Origin of the sequence: Cryobacterium sp. RTC2.1, from assembly GCF_035018685.1 — a bacterium.
GTDB lineage: Bacteria > Actinomycetota > Actinomycetes > Actinomycetales > Microbacteriaceae > Cryobacterium > Cryobacterium glucosi.
In genome coordinates this window covers 1-13,348 of the sequence record NZ_JASJXJ010000111.1, presented here as the reverse complement: position 1 = coordinate 13,348, position 13,348 = coordinate 1, and the positions used below count along the sequence as shown (strand labels likewise).

The 13,348-nt window shown below is 68.0% G+C and carries 13 protein-coding genes; 2 read left to right on the top strand and 11 right to left on the bottom strand.

The window, feature by feature from the left end; translation table 11 throughout:
- From QN357_RS13465 to QN357_RS13415, 11 genes are all read right to left on the bottom strand, one after another.
- Window positions 1-240, bottom strand: a 240-nt coding sequence (locus tag QN357_RS13465; protein ID WP_323505001.1) for a hypothetical protein, incomplete at its 3' end; no start/stop codon positions are given.
- 86 nt (window positions 241-326) lie between these two features.
- Complete coding sequence (aroB, locus tag QN357_RS13460) at window positions 327-1,448, bottom strand: 3-dehydroquinate synthase (RefSeq protein ID WP_134449464.1); 1,122 nt, start codon at window positions 1,446-1,448, stop codon at window positions 327-329.
- A complete protein-coding gene (locus QN357_RS13455; protein ID WP_322135774.1) occupies window positions 1,441-2,001 on the bottom strand; it encodes a shikimate kinase in 561 nt (186 codons plus the stop codon). Before QN357_RS13455 ends, aroB begins: the two co-directional genes overlap by 8 nt.
- Before the next feature lie 13 nt (window positions 2,002-2,014).
- On the bottom strand, window positions 2,015-3,235 hold the full coding sequence (gene aroC, locus QN357_RS13450; RefSeq protein WP_134449463.1) for a chorismate synthase: 1,221 nt from the start codon (window positions 3,233-3,235) through the stop codon (window positions 2,015-2,017).
- A gap of 63 nt (window positions 3,236-3,298) precedes the next feature.
- Entirely contained in the window at window positions 3,299-4,669 is a 1,371-nt protein-coding gene (mltG, locus tag QN357_RS13445) for an endolytic transglycosylase MltG (protein WP_322135773.1), read from the bottom strand.
- Between the two features lie 2 nt (window positions 4,670-4,671).
- Window positions 4,672-5,178 carry a Holliday junction resolvase RuvX gene (ruvX, locus tag QN357_RS13440; protein WP_174774631.1) on the bottom strand — a complete coding sequence of 169 codons (507 nt, stop codon included), beginning with the start codon at window positions 5,176-5,178 and terminating at the stop codon, window positions 4,672-4,674.
- A 3-nt stretch (window positions 5,179-5,181) separates the two neighbouring features.
- Window positions 5,182-7,836, bottom strand: coding sequence for an alanine--tRNA ligase (alaS, locus tag QN357_RS13435; RefSeq protein ID WP_322140829.1), 2,655 nt, complete (start codon window positions 7,834-7,836; stop codon window positions 5,182-5,184).
- A gap of 57 nt (window positions 7,837-7,893) precedes the next feature.
- Window positions 7,894-8,127, bottom strand: coding sequence for a hypothetical protein (locus QN357_RS13430; RefSeq protein WP_134449459.1), 234 nt, complete (start codon window positions 8,125-8,127; stop codon window positions 7,894-7,896).
- 112 nt (window positions 8,128-8,239) lie between these two features.
- Complete coding sequence (locus QN357_RS13425) at window positions 8,240-8,614, bottom strand: DUF948 domain-containing protein (RefSeq protein ID WP_134449458.1); 375 nt, start codon at window positions 8,612-8,614, stop codon at window positions 8,240-8,242.
- Between the two features lie 141 nt (window positions 8,615-8,755).
- Window positions 8,756-9,385 (bottom strand): 30S ribosomal protein S4, encoded by a 630-nt coding sequence (gene rpsD / locus QN357_RS13420; RefSeq protein WP_134449457.1) that lies wholly within the window; start codon window positions 9,383-9,385, stop codon window positions 8,756-8,758.
- A gap of 256 nt (window positions 9,386-9,641) precedes the next feature.
- Window positions 9,642-11,036: a replication-associated recombination protein A gene (locus tag QN357_RS13415; RefSeq protein WP_134561159.1), complete on the bottom strand. Its 1,395-nt coding sequence runs from the start codon at window positions 11,034-11,036 to the stop codon at window positions 9,642-9,644.
- Window positions 11,037-11,146: 110 nt separating this feature from the next.
- Here QN357_RS13415 and QN357_RS13410 point away from each other — a divergent pair, with 110 nt between their 5' ends.
- On the top strand, window positions 11,147-11,959 hold the full coding sequence (locus QN357_RS13410) for a peptidylprolyl isomerase (protein ID WP_134449455.1): 813 nt from the start codon (window positions 11,147-11,149) through the stop codon (window positions 11,957-11,959).
- Window positions 11,960-12,044: 85 nt separating this feature from the next.
- Window positions 12,045-13,277: a DUF349 domain-containing protein gene (locus QN357_RS13405; RefSeq protein ID WP_134559867.1), complete on the top strand. Its 1,233-nt coding sequence runs from the start codon at window positions 12,045-12,047 to the stop codon at window positions 13,275-13,277.
- The last annotated feature ends 71 nt before the right edge of the window (window positions 13,278-13,348 follow it).

The following is a 13,348-nucleotide window of genomic DNA, read 5'->3' as shown; positions in this document are numbered from 1 at the left end:
CTGCAGTGACAGGGACCGTTCCCAGGATTCCTGGACGAGCCTGCGGACTCCGCCGCGGGCATCCGCGTGACTGGTCGAATCGGCGTGGGCTTCCGCGCCGAAGCGCGGAAAGAGGCGGGCCGGCCCCGCACCTGCTCCGGCACCGAATGCCGAGCCGAATGCGGACTCGTGCGCCTTGGCCAGTTTCAGCACGACATCCCGAACGGGTTCGCCTGTCGACCCCACGGTCCACTGGTTCACTGTCTGTCCTCCGATCGACTCTGGTCGGCGACCGGGTCGCTGCCCGCTCAGGGCATCATTCTAGGACCCATTCCTCGACGACGACGCTAGGAGCCGATTTCCTGGTACGCGGCGAAGAGCAGCGACGTGTCGGGGCCCTCGAGCACCGTCGGCTTGCCGATGTCGTCGAGAACGATGAAACGCAGCATTCCGCTGCGGGTCTTCTTGTCGCGTTGCATCGTCGCAAGCAGGGTGTTCCAGCGGCCGACCGGGTAGCTGGTCGGCAGGGTGAGCGATTCGAGGATGCTGCGGTGCCGGTCGGCCGCCTCGTCGGACAGCCGTCCGCTCAGCCGGGCGAGCTCCGCGGCGAACATCATGCCCACAGAGACCGCGGCGCCGTGCCGCCAGCCGTACCGTTCGGCGTGCTCGACGGCGTGGCCGAGGGTGTGCCCGTAGTTGAGGATCTCGCGCAGGCCGGATTCCTTGAAGTCAGCGCCGACGACGCGGGCCTTCATCTCGATCGCGAGTTCGAGCACGCGGCGGAACTGCGGCGTCTTCGGGTCGGTCACGGCCGCGACATCCGCTTCGACGATGTCGAGGATCTCGGGCACCTGGATGAAGCCTGCCTTCACGATCTCGGCGAAACCGGCGAGGATCTCGTTGCGGGGCAGGTCGTCGAGGGTGTCGAGGTCGCAGATCACGGCGGCGGGTGCGTAGAAGGTGCCGACCAGGTTCTTGCCTTCGGCGGTGTTGATGCCGTTCTTGCCGCCGACGGCGGCGTCGACCATGCCGAGCACGCTCGTCGGGAGCTGGACGAGGCGAACGCCGCGCAGCCAGGTCGCCGCGACGAAACCGGCGAGGTCGGTCGCGGCTCCGCCGCCGAAGCCGATCACGGCGTCCGTCCGGCTGAAGTCGGCCTGGCCCATCACCTGCCAGCAGAACGCGGCGACCTCGACCCGCTTGGCGGCCTCGGCATCCGGGACCTCGGCGATGAGCACCTCGTAGTGCGCGAGCAGGCCCTCGCGGAGGGCGACGGCGCGAGCGCCGAGCGTGGAGGTGTGCACGATGAGCACCTTGCCGACCTTCGGGCCGAGCTGTTCCGCGACCTCGGAGAGCAGTCCCCTGCCGATGATGACCGGGTAGCTGTCGGTTCCGGACACCGTGATGACGGTCGTCCCGGTGGTCCCGGTGGTCTCGGTGGTCTCGGTGGTGTTGTGAACGTCAGTCATGCGTGTTCTGCCCTCTCTGGGTCCAGGCCACGACATCGTCGGCGATGGAGTCCATCTGGCGATTCGAGGTGTCGATGTGGAGACCGGCAAGCTCTTCGTAGAGCGGGCGGCGAAGTTCGTAGATGCGGATCCAGTCGGAGAGCCCGCCAGCAAGCAGCGGTCGTTTGCCGCCCTTGATCCGGCCGGCGACGGCCTGCTCCGTCACGCTCAGGTAGACGACCCGGCACCGGGCGAGGTCGGCGCGGGTACCCGGATCGAGCACCGCTCCCCCACCGAGGGAGACGACGGCCCTGGTGGCGAGGGCCTGGCCGACGGCGATCCGTTCCAGCGCGCGGAAGTGTCCTTCGCCGTACCGGCTGAAGAGGTTCGCGATGGACCCGTGTCCGGAGACCACGAGCGCGTCGGTGTCCACGAACGGAACGCCGAGCACCCGCGCCACCCGCTTGCCGACCCTGGTCTTTCCGGCGGCCATCGGCCCGATCAGCACGAGCGGGAAGTCCGGGAGGTCACCGTCCCCTGCCGGTTCCGGCACGGCGGGCAGGTCCGCTGTCACAGTGCCGCCGGGATCACAGCGAGGCGTCGCTCGACGCGCCCGTCTTGAGGTTGCCGGGGATGTGTGCGAGGTAGGACTCCAGGTTCCGCCTGGTCTCGTCGATCGAGTCTCCGCCGAACTTCTCCAGCACCGAGTTGGCGAGAACGAGCGCGACCATGGCCTCGGCGACGACGCCTGCGGCAGGAACGGCGCAGACATCCGACCGCTGGTGGTGGGCGGGGGCCGCCTCGCTCGTCGTGACGTCGACGGTGCGCAGTGCCCGGGGGATCGTCGCGATCGGCTTCATGCCTGCCCGCACCCGCAGCACGGTTCCCGTGCTCATGCCGCCCTCCGTACCGCCTGCGCGGTCGCTGACCCGCTGGATGCGGCCGTCGGACTGCACGAGCTCATCGTGCGCGTGCGAACCGCGGCGGGTCGTGGTGAGGAAGCCGTCCCCGACCTCGACGCCCTTGATCGCCTGGATGCCCATCAGGGCCGCTGCGAGCTGGGAGTCCAGTCGCCGGTCCCAGTGCACGAACGAACCGAGACCGGGCGGCAGGTCGTATGCCAGCACCTCGACGACACCGCCGAGGGTGTCTCCGTCCTTGTGAGCCTGGTCGACCTCGGCCACCATCAGCGCGCTGGTCGCCGCGTCGAAGCAGCGCAGCGGATCGGCGTCGAGCATCCCGACGTCGTCCGGGTGGGGCAGCGGAGCGTCTTCGGGCACGCGCACGGGCCCGATCGACAGGGTATGGCTGACCAGGCGGATGCCGAGCTCGGCGAGGAACGACCGTGCGACGGCACCGAGGGCCACCCGTGCGGCGGTCTCGCGAGCACTGGCCCGTTCGAGGACGGGCCTGGCTTCGTCGAAGCCGTACTTCTGCATGCCGACGAGGTCGGCGTGACCCGGCCTGGGCCGGGTGAGCGGGGCGCCGCGGCCGCGGGTGCTCTGGGCTTCGCCCGGCGCCGTCTCGACGGGGTCAGCGCTCATGACCTCTGACCACTTCGGCCACTCGGTGTTGCCGATCCGCAGCGCGACGGGCCCGCCGAGGGTGAACCCGTGCCGGACACCGCCGGAAATGGTGAGATCGTCCTGCTCGAACGTCATCCGGGCGCCCCGGCCGTAGCCGAGTTTGCGGCGCGCGAGATCGAGGCGGATCGAATCGAGTGTGACCGGGATCCCTGCGGGCAAACCCTCGACAATGGCGATGAGTTCGGGGCCGTGGGACTCTCCTGCGGTGAGCCAACGAAGCATGCCCACTATCCTTCCACAGGCTTTCCGTGGTTCTCGCGCTCAGGAAGCGGGGGTGTCGTGCGCTCAACCATATTCGGGGTGGTCCTTCATCCAGGCCTGCCATTGGGCGACACCGGCTTCGTGTTCGGCTGCGGTCGTCGAGAAGATGGTCTCGCCGGTGTCGAGGTTCCAGGTCACGAAATACAGCCAGGTCCCGTCTGCGGGGTGCAGGGCTGCGTTGATCGCGAGGTCCCCCGGGTTCGAGATCGGGCCGACCGGGAGTCCGGGGTGGACATAGGTGTTGTATGCGTTGCCCGCGTCGGCGCGTTCGGCATCCGTCGTCGTGACGACGTTCGTGTGGCCGGTGCCGTATGCCACCGTCGCGTCGGACTGCAGCAGCCCGCTCTCCCACTGGGCCGGGTCGAGCCGGTTGAGGAACACCCGGGCGACCTTGGGGTAGTCGGCGGCGAGGCCGGCCTCCCGCTGGATGAGTGCGGCGAGCACGATGGTCTTCCACCGGTCTGCGGCCGCGACCCCTGCGGAGTCGAGGGCCTGGAACTGGCGGTCAACGAGGGTCTTGAGCGCGTCCTTCGCGGTGATGCCCGGAGCGAAGGTGTACGTCGCGGGGAACAGGAAGCCCTCGAGGGTCGTGGCCTCTGCGGGAAGGCCGAAGGCCGCGACATCGGTGGACGCCGCCTGGAGGTCGGCGAGCGGGAGGTTCGTCCCCTCGCTGACCAGTTGGAGGATGTCCGCCTCCGCCGTTCCTTCCGGGATCACGACGGTCTGTTCGAGCTTGCTTGCAGGGTCCTGAAGTGCGGTGAGCGCGGCGCTCGCGCTCATCTTCGTCATGAGCTGGTACGCGCCTGGCTGGAAGACCGGAGCGGGGGTGACCTTCAGCAGCAGCTTGTAGAAGGCGTCGTAGCTCTTGACGACGTCCTGGGCCACCAGCGTGTTCGCCACGTCCGATCCGGTCTCACCGTCATGGATCATGACCACGACCTTCGTCTCGCCAGACCCGGAGTAGTCGGCGGGACCAGCGAGGGTCGCCTGGAGCTGGGAGATCGGGCCCTGCAGGGCGAAGAAGGCCCCCGCCACGAGCGCCACCAGCACGACGAGGGCGATCAGACAGCCCCACGCGCCCTTGCGACGCCGCTTGGGCGGTCGCGGTGGCTCGGAGCCGAGTTGGGAGCGACGGCTCGATCGTGAGGTCGACGGAGCCTGGGCGGTCGTGCGGAGCGACCGGCGGGTGGGGAAGTCACCGCCGTCGGCGGGGGCCCCTGCGTGGCCCGGCTCGCCGGACGCCGTCGTCCCGGCGTGCGGAGCCAGCAAAGATGCCCAGGGATTGACCGGGGTTTCCTCGCCGGGAGCAGGAGTCGGAGGAGTACCGTGCGCGTGGGGCGCCGCTGAGTTCCGGCCTGCCGGGTCGTCCCGGGGGTCGAGCGGTGGGTGGGACACGATCAGGACCCTTCGATCGGGGCGGCTGGCGACGGTGGCGTGGCGGGAACGGCCGGCACAACGGCAGAACCTGGCGGATGCCCGAGACCGCGTTCGGTGTCGAGAGCATGCTGGAGGATGATGGTGGCCGCTACCTGGTCAATGACCGGGCGCTGTGTCTTCGCCTTCCGGCCTGCCGTGCGGAGGACTCCCTGGGCGGCGACGGTCGAGAGCCGTTCGTCGACGAGGCGCACGGGAACGGGAACGGCCAGGGCGAGCACCTCCGCAAAGCCGACGGCGTCCTGTGTCGACGCGGTGTGGTTTCCGGACAGGGCGAGCGGGAGGCCGACGATGACCTCCATTGCGCCGAGATTCTGGACGACGGCGATGATGCGGGCGACATCGGTGACGCCGTTCCCGTCCCGGGGAACGGTTTCGACCGGGGTCGCGAGCATGCCGTGCGGGTCACTCATCGCGAGACCGATCCTGGCCTTGCCGACATCGACTCCGACCCGCACGCCATGCCGCATTCTTCAGCCCGCGATCGTGGTGCGGACGGCGACGAGGGCGCTCGCGATCTTGTCGACGTCGGTTCCGCCGCCCTGGGCGAGGTCGTCCTTGCCGCCGCCCCCGCCGCCGAGGATGCCGGCGACGAGCTTCGCGAGGGCTCCGGCGCGCTGGCCCGTCTCCCGCGCTGCAGCGTTGGTGGCCACGATGATGACTGGCTTGTCGTCGACGACGGCCGCAAGCGCGACCACCGCAGGGTCGGAGCCGAGCTGCGCCCGGGTTGCCGTGACCAGCATCCGCACCTCATCGGGAGAGTGCAGGGTGCCGAGGTTCTCGGCGACAAGGCGTACTGCCCCTGCGCGCTGGGCGGTCGCGACGAGTGCGGGGACGCGCTCGGTCAGCGCTTTCGCCTCGAAAGCCGCGATCTTCTTCTCCGCGGCCTTGAGGCTCGTGAGCAGCTCGCCGATGCGTTCGGGCAGTTGTTCCTTGGGAGTCTTGAGGTTCGCGGTCAGCTGGGAGACGATCGCCCGCTCAGCAGCGAGGTCCCGGAAGGCCTCGAGGCCGACGAGGGACTCGACGCGGCGGTTCGTGGACCCGACCGAGGCCTCGCTGACGAGGTTGATCATTCCGATCTCGGCGCTCGAACCCACGTGGGTTCCCGCGCAGAGTTCCCGTGACCAGGGTCCGCCGATGTCGACGACGCGAACCCGGTCGCCGTACTTCTCGCTGAAGAGCGCCATGGCCCCGAGTGCCTTCGCCTCGGCGAGGGGAAGCTCACGGGTGACGACGGGCAGGTTGTCGCGGATCGCGTTGTTGGAGATCTCCTCGATCTCGCTGCGGGTCGCGGCAGAGAGCGCCTGGTTCCAGGAGAAGTCGAGACGGAAGAATCCGGCCTTGTTGTACGAGCCGGACTGGTGCGCGTTCGGGCCGAGGACCTGGCGAAGTGCCGCGTGCAGCACGTGGGTTCCGGAGTGCGCCTGCCGGGCGCCGCGTCGCCAGTCGGGATCGACGACGCTCGTCGCAGGGTCTCCGACGCCGACCTCACCGCTTGTGACGTGCACCTTGTGGCTGATCAGGCCCTTGACGGGCTTCTGAACGTCGAGGACCTCGAGCTCGTATCCGCGGCCGACGATGAGGCCGGCGTCGGCCTCCTGACCGCCGGACTCGGCGTAGAGCGCGGTCTCGGCGAGGATCACTTCGGCGATTTCGCCCGCGACCGCCTTCGTGACGGATGCGCCGTCCACGATGATCCCGAGCACGCTGGACTCGGTCTGCAGTTCCTCGTATCCGGTGAACACCGTCTCGCCTGACGCGCGGAAGGCGCTGTAGACGGAGAGGTCGGCGAGGTGGGTCTTCTTGGCCTTCGCGTCCGCCTTCGCCATCGAGCGCTGCTTGGCCATCAGGGCGTCGAATGCCGACCGGTTGACGCTCAGCCCGGCTTCTTCCGCCATCTCGAGGGTGATCTCGATCGGGAACCCGTAGGTGTCGTGCAGCAGGAACGCGGTGTCCCCCGGCAGTTCGGTCTTCTTCGCCTTGATCGTCTTCGCGACCGCGACGTCGAGGACCGTGCTGCCGCTCGCGAGGGTGTGGAGGAAGGTCTCCTCCTCGGCGTATGCGCCCTGGCTGATCCTGGCGTAGTCGCCGTGGACCTCGGGATACGCGCTCATCATGGCGTCCCGCGCGGCGGGGAACAGTTCGGGGAAGGTCGCGACGTCCACGCCGAGCAGGCGCATGGCGCGTACCGTGCGGCGCATCAGCCGCCGGAGGATGTAGCCGCGACCCTCGTTGGACGGCGTGACGCCGTCGCTCATCAGCATGAGCGAGGACCGCACGTGGTCTGCGACGATGCGCATGCGTACGTCGTCGTCGTGCACGGCGCCGTAGCGGCGTCCGGAGAGGGCGGCAGCGAGGTCGAGGACCGGACGGACCTGGTCGATCTCGTACATGTTCTCGACGCCCTGCTTGAGGAAGGCGACACGTTCGAGACCCATGCCGGTGTCGATGTTCTTCTTCGGGAGGTCGCCGAGGATGACGAAGTCGTTCTTGCCGGTCCCCTCGCCCCTGAGGTACTGCATGAAGACGAGGTTCCAGATTTCGACGTACCGGTCGTCGTCCGTCGCCGGGCCGCCGTCGGCACCGTACGCGGGGCCGCGGTCGAAGAAGATCTCGGAGCAGGGGCCCGCTGGGCCCGGCTGGCCGGTAGACCAGTAGTTGCTGTCCATTCCGAGGCGCTGGATGCGGTCCTCCGGCAGGCCGAGGGCGCGCCAGTAGCGGAACGCCTCGTCGTCATCCTGGTAGACGGTGACCCAGAGGTCCTTCTCCTGGAATCCGTAGCCGCCGTCGGCCTCAGACGTCGTCAGGAGCTCCCAGGCGTAGCCGATGGCCTGTTCCTTGAAGTAGTCCCCGAAGGAGAAGTTGCCGTTCATCTGGAAGAACGTGCCGTGGCGGGGTGTCTTACCCACCTCTTCGATGTCGTTGGTCCTGATGCATTTCTGCACACTCGTCGCACGGGGATACGGCGCGGGGACGAGGCCGGTCAGATAGGGCACAAAGGGCACCATCCCGGCGACGGTGAACAGGAGGGTGGGGTCGTCGCTGACGAGTGACGCCGACGGTACGACGGTGTGTCCGCGGTCGGCAAAGAAGTCGAGCCAGCGCCCGCGAATTTCAGCAGTCTGCATGGGTTCCGTAGTTCGTTGAAAATGAATAGGCGAAAAAGTAGCGAGGGCTGAGCGGGCTCAGGGGCGGGTCGTTCCGCCGAGCGCGTCCGTTCCGGCGTCGGCGACGTCGCCGAGCGCGTCGCGCAGCTCGGCTTCGCGCTTGCGGTAGCCATCGGAGATGGCCTCGCCGAACTCGCGGGCCTTGGTGTCGAGGTCACTGAAGAACAGCTTGCCCTGACGGGTGTTGTTGGCTTCATGCGCGATCAAGAATCCGATGCCGACCCCGATGACCAACCAGATGAAATTCTTCATGACAAATGCTCCCTGAACGGTGTGGAGACCCTGATAAGAAATGCGCGATGGCCGCGCGTGTGGTGCGGCCGGCGTATCCCGGACTCGACCAGCCTCTTTCCAGCGTAGCCGACTACCCGCGCCGACGGCCTGCGCGCGTCGGGGATGCGGCGCGGAAACCCGCCCTGACGGCGGCGGAGAAGCCTGCGAGTTTGATGAGCGGTCCGCCGACGGTCGCGGCGAACAGTGCGACGAGTGCCGAGACATTGCCCGTCACGTCCGCGACGTTTCCAGTGATCGTGTCGACCCTGGCCAGCTGTTTGTTGGTTTCCTGCAGGGTCGTCGTGGTTTCGGAGAGGAGCGGCGTGACGTTCTGGCTCAGCTCATGGATGGCCAGGGTCGTCTCATCGAACACCCGGCCGAGCTTCAGCAGCGGGACCGCGAGGAGCCCGACGAGAACGGCAAACACGACGGCGGCGGCGAGGCCCGCGATATCTCCACCTGACACTGGTGACTCCATCCATTCCGAGAGGGGCATGCATTGGCACCCGGCGTGCTGCACCGGTTAACGCACGAAGCGGACCACCCCGTAGGGGGTGATCCGCTCTCCAGCGTAGTTCAGATGCCGTCTGACGACGGGCAGGGGAACCTAGCGGGCTGCGTAGTACTCGACGACGAGCTGGACTTCACACGTCACGGGGATTTCGATGCGCTTCGGGCGACGCACGAGGCGGGCCTGCAGCTTGTCGATCTCGACCTCGAGGTACGGCGGGAGCTTCGGGAGCACGTCGACGTGTCCGCCGGCTGCGGCGACCTGGAACGGTTCCATGCCCTCGCTGCGAGCCTTGACGTGGATGAGCTGGCCCGGCTTCACGCGGAAGGAGGGGCGGTCGACGAGCTGGCCGTCGACGAGGATGTGACGGTGCACGACCATCTGGCGGGCCTGAGCTGTCGTGCGGGCGATTGCCGCGCGAACGAGGAGTGCGTCGAGGCGGGTCTCGAGGATCTCGACCAGGTTTTCACCGGTCAGGCCCTGGGCGCGACGAGCTTCTTCGAAGGCGATCTTGAGCTGGGCTTCGCGGATGCCGTACTGGGCCCTTAAGCGCTGCTTTTCGCGGAGACGCACGGCATAGTCGGAATCGGTCTTGCGCTTGGTGCGACCGTGCTCGCCCGGAGCGTACGGACGCTTCTCGAGGTAGCGGGCGGCCTTCGGGGTCAGGGCGATGCCCAGGGCCCGCGACAGGCGGGTCTTACTGCGGGTACGTGACTTGGTAGACACGGTGTCCTTTCAATGGAACGAGCAACAGAAAAGGTGGAATCCAGGGCGCCCGCACGTGAGCAGGCGTCATGGGAGATCAGAGGGGTGTGCCACGGGGTGCCCGGCTACAGGGCTCCCTCTCCAACCTGGAATCGGACGCAGCCGCATACCGATGCCAGTTGTAGGCCTCAAAAGAATACCACACCGGACCCCGGCGGCCGTGCCGGTGCGGGACGGGGCGCGGGAGTGCATTCGGCCCTGTCGCGCGCGCCCGCCGTCAGTCGCCGCGGATGATCCGGCGCAGCTTGCCGAGGCGTGCCGAGACTTCGCGTTCGTTGCCGTGTTCGGTGGGTTGGTAGTAGCGGACCGCCTTGAGTTCGTCCGGCGGATACTGCTGCTGCACGACTCCGACGGTGTCGTCGTGCGGGTAGCGATAGCCCTTGCCGTGCCCGAGTCGTTTGGCGCCGGCATAGTGGGCATCGCGCAGGTGCTTCGGCACCCGGCCGGTTTTGCCGGCGCGGACGTCAGCGATCGCCGCGTCGAGCGCCATGTACGCGGCGTTGGACTTGGGTGCGGTCGCGAGGTGCACGACGGCCTGGGCGAGCGGGATCCGCCCTTCCGGCATCCCGATCAGCTGCACGGCGTCGGCTGCGGCGACCGCGATCACGAGGGACTGGGGGTCCGCCATGCCGATGTCCTCCGAGGCGAGGACGATGATGCGGCGCGCGATGAACCGCGGGTCTTCCCCCGCCTCGATCATCCTCGCGAGGTAGTGCAGGGATGCGTCGACATCCGATCCGCGTACCGACTTGATGAAGGCACTGATCACGTCGTAGTGTTCGTCGCCGTTGCGGTCGTAGCGCAGCAGCGCCCTGTCGACGGCGAGGGCGACTGTGTCGCTCGTGATGACCGGGCGAAGGTCCGGCTCCGGCGCTTCGGGATCGACACCGTCATCGTCATCGTCATCGTTCACGGTGCCCGATGCTGACGTCCCTGACAATGCAGAGACGGATGCCGCCTCGAGCGCCGTGAGCGCACGGCGGGCGTCGCCGGAGGCAAGCCTGATGATCGTGGCACGGGCGTCCGGTTCCAGCACGAAGCGATCGGCGAGACCCCGGGCATCCGTCACGGCCCTGTCGATGACGACCCCGAGGTCCTCGTCGCTGAGCGTTTCGAGGGTGAGCAGGAGGGACCGGGACAGCAAGGGCGCGATCACGGAGAAAGAGGGATTCTCGGTCGTCGCGGCGACGAGGATGATGACCCCGTTTTCGACCCCGGGCAGCAGTGCGTCCTGCTGGGCCTTGCTGAACCGGTGGATCTCGTCGAGGAAGAGCACGGTCGACAGTCCGTAGAGGTCGCGGCTCGTGCGCGCCTCCTCCATCACCTGCCGGACGTCGCGCACGCCGGCGGACACGGCGGAGAGTTCGACGAAACGACGGCCGGAGCTGTGCGCGATCGCCTGGGCGAGGGTCGTCTTCCCGGTGCCCGGCGGACCCCAGAGAATCACCGAAACCGCGCCGCGCTCCCCCGACTTGTCACTGGCCAGGCTGACCAGGGGCGAACCTGGGGTGAGAAGGTGCCGTTGGCCGGCGACTTCAGCGAGGGTCGTCGGGCGCATCCGTACCGCGAGGGGTGTTGCGCCGCTGCGCAGTCCGGGTTGTCCATCGACCATGCCTCAAGCGTAGTTCGCACCGCTGACACCGGCGTCCGAGCTGCGGTCCTCTCGTTGTAGAGTTCAAGCTGGTTGCGGAACGAGTCCGCGCGGATTCCCGGAGGACAGCCGTGGCAGCGAACAAGAAGCAGGATCGCGACGAGCGCGAGGCCCGCATCCGGGTTCGCGCATACCAGGCCCGCCGGGCTGTTCACGAACACCAGCAGTCCCGCCGCCGCAGGGACAACATCGTGGCAGGCATCGCCGTCCTCGTCGTCGCCGTGCTCGCCGTCGTCGCCCAGGTCTACTTCTTCAACGGCGGTCCCGGCACCCCGGCGCCGAGCTCCTCCGCAACGGCAGCACCCACGGCCACACCGTCGGCGACCCCGACCGCTGCGGCCGGCGCGAACACCGGAACCGTCCCTCCGAGCACGCTCGCCGAGGGCCGCACCTGGACGGGCACCCTCGGCCTCAACGGCATCAACCTCGGGATCGAACTCGACGGCGCGGCGGCCCCGCAGGCGGTCTCGTCCACGATCAGCCTCGTCCAGTCCGACTTCTACTCCGACCTGACCTGCCACCGCCTGACGACCTCGGGCATCTACGTGCTCCAGTGCGGCGACCCGGCAGGCGACGGCTCAGGCGGCCCCGGATACAGCTATGGGCCCGTCGAGAACGCGCCGGCAGACAACGTCTACCCGGCGGGATCGATCGCGATGGCACGCCAGAGCGCCAATGGGTACAGTCAGGGCAGCCAGTTCTTCATCCTCTACGAAGACTCGACCATCCCGGCGGATGCCGCAGGCGGCTACACGGTGATCGGCCATGTCACGAGCGGGCTCGACCAGGTGAAGGCGCAGATCACGGACGCCGGAGTCGCAGACGGTTCGACGGACGGCGCCCCCAAGGTCACCACGTTAATCAGCGCCTTCAGCGTCCAGTAGTTCCAGCCGTCCGGGCCTTGCAATAGGCTTGACCGGGTATTGGCCCAGTGTGGGCACACACACATCGACATCTAAGGTGAGACTCTTGACTACGACAGATCAGCAACCATGGGGTCGCGTAGACGAATCCGGCACGGTTTTCGTGCGCGAAGCGTCGGGCGAACGCGCGGTTGGCCAGTATCCTGACGCGACGCCGGAGGAGGCCCTGGCCTACTTCGAGCGCAAGTACGTCGAACTCAACGGACAGGTCACCCTTCTGGAACAGCGCGCCAAGGGCGGCGCACCGGCTGCGGACATCGCAAAATCGGTCTCGCACCTCGCGAAGACCGTTGCGACCGCCAACGCCGTCGGCAACCTCGCGGCCCTCGTAGAGCGTCTCGGCGCCCTCGGCGGCGCCGTCAGCGAACTCACGGAGCAGCAGGGTGCCGAATCGAAGGCCGCCGCAGTGGCCGCCGTCGCCGAACGCGCCGCGATCGTCGAGGAGGCCGAGGCGCTCGCAGCAGAAGACCCGGCCAAGACGCAGTGGAAGCAGACAAGCGCAGCCCTCGACGCACTGTTCGCCAAGTGGCAGGCGCACCAGCACGATGCCCCTCGCATCCCCAAGGGTGAGGCCAACGAGCTCTGGAAGCGTTTCCGCGCTGCACGCACGACCATCGAGCAGAACCGTAAGGCGTTCTTCGCCGAGCTCGACACGGCGCACAAGGACGTCCGTAACCGCAAGCAGCAGCTCATCGAGCAGGCGGAGGCCCTCGCGCCGAAGGGCGCAGACGGGATCCCCGCCTATCGCACGCTGCTCGACGAGTGGAAGCTCGCCGGCCGCAGCGGCAAGAAGCAGGACGACGCCATGTGGGCGAAGTTCAAGGCCGCCGGCGACGTGCTGTACTCCGTCAAGTCTGAGATCGACGCCCAGGACGACGAGGAATTCGCCGGGAACCTCGTCGAGAAGCTCGCGCTCCTCACCGAGGCCGAAGCGCTCCTCACCGAAACCGACCGCACCAAGGCCCGCACCGCGCTCAGCTCCGTTCAGCGCCGCTGGGACGCGATCGGCAAGGTTCCCCGCGACTCCGTCAAGGTCGTCGAAGATCGCATGCGCAAGGTCGAAGCGGCCGTCCGCAAGCTCGATGACGATCACTGGGTGCGGAACAACCCGGAGACCAAAGCGCGTACGGAGGGCCTCGCCGGCCAGCTGCACGACGCGATCGCCAAGCTCGAGGCCGAACTCGCGACCGCAGAGGCAGGAACCGATGCCCGCGCGATCACGGAAGCCCGCGAGGCGCTCGAGGCCCGCAAGGCGTGGCTGAAGGCCATCGGCCAGTAGGCCGCAACCCGCGGAGTCCGTCCACAAGCGACGGGGCTCCGGCAGCTGTCCACAGATGCCGGACTGTCTCT

What these genes read in the sequence shown, in the direction of transcription:
- alaS (WP_322140829.1), bottom strand. Translation starts at nt 7,836, where the DNA reads ATGCAGACTGCTGAAATTCGCGGGCGCTGGCTCGACTTCTTTGCCGAC.
- ruvX (WP_174774631.1), bottom strand. Translation starts at nt 5,178, where the DNA reads ATGCGGCATGGCGTGCGGGTCGGAGTCGATGTCGGCAAGGCCAGGATC.
- aroC (WP_134449463.1), bottom strand. Translation starts at nt 3,235, where the DNA reads ATGCTTCGTTGGCTCACCGCAGGAGAGTCCCACGGCCCCGAACTCATC.
- QN357_RS13415 (WP_134561159.1), bottom strand. Translation starts at nt 11,036, where the DNA reads ATGGTCGATGGACAACCCGGACTGCGCAGCGGCGCAACACCCCTCGCG.
- aroB (WP_134449464.1), bottom strand. Translation starts at nt 1,448, where the DNA reads ATGACTGACGTTCACAACACCACCGAGACCACCGAGACCACCGGGACC.
- QN357_RS13430 (WP_134449459.1), bottom strand. Translation starts at nt 8,127, where the DNA reads ATGAAGAATTTCATCTGGTTGGTCATCGGGGTCGGCATCGGATTCTTG.